The 359-nt window shown below is 29.8% G+C and carries 1 protein-coding gene; it reads right to left on the reverse strand.

Going from position 1 to position 359, the window contains the following annotated elements; translation table 11 throughout:
• On the reverse strand, window positions 1–359 hold a 359-nt coding region (locus tag VJI93_RS08575; protein WP_324000519.1), incomplete at both ends, for a DDE-type integrase/transposase/recombinase.

The following is a 359-nucleotide window of genomic DNA, read 5'->3' on the forward strand; positions in this document are numbered from 1 at the left end:
CCATTATCGGTTTGAATAATTTCAGGAATATAACCAAAGTGTTTAATAGCCATTTTAACAAAAGTAACAGTACTATAAGAAGATTGTTCCTTAAAAGGATAAATAAACCTTTCACGAGTGGCTTCGTCAATAATTGTATATTGGTAGAATTTATCAGGGTATTTACCAACATAACAAGAATTAGGAACATATTTAACATCAAGTTGCATTTTAACACCAATTTTAGTAGGAGTATGATAAGGTTTAGGAACATAGGGTTTGGAAGGTTGTTTAATATCTTTAAAAAAGCCAAGTTTTCTAAGGAATCTAAAAAGAGAGCAAGGGTGTCTAGTATAACCTTTATTTAGTTTAAGTTTAGC

It is taken from the genome of Parvimonas sp. M20, assembly GCF_035282425.1.
Lineage (GTDB): Bacteria > Bacillota > Clostridia > Tissierellales > Peptoniphilaceae > Parvimonas.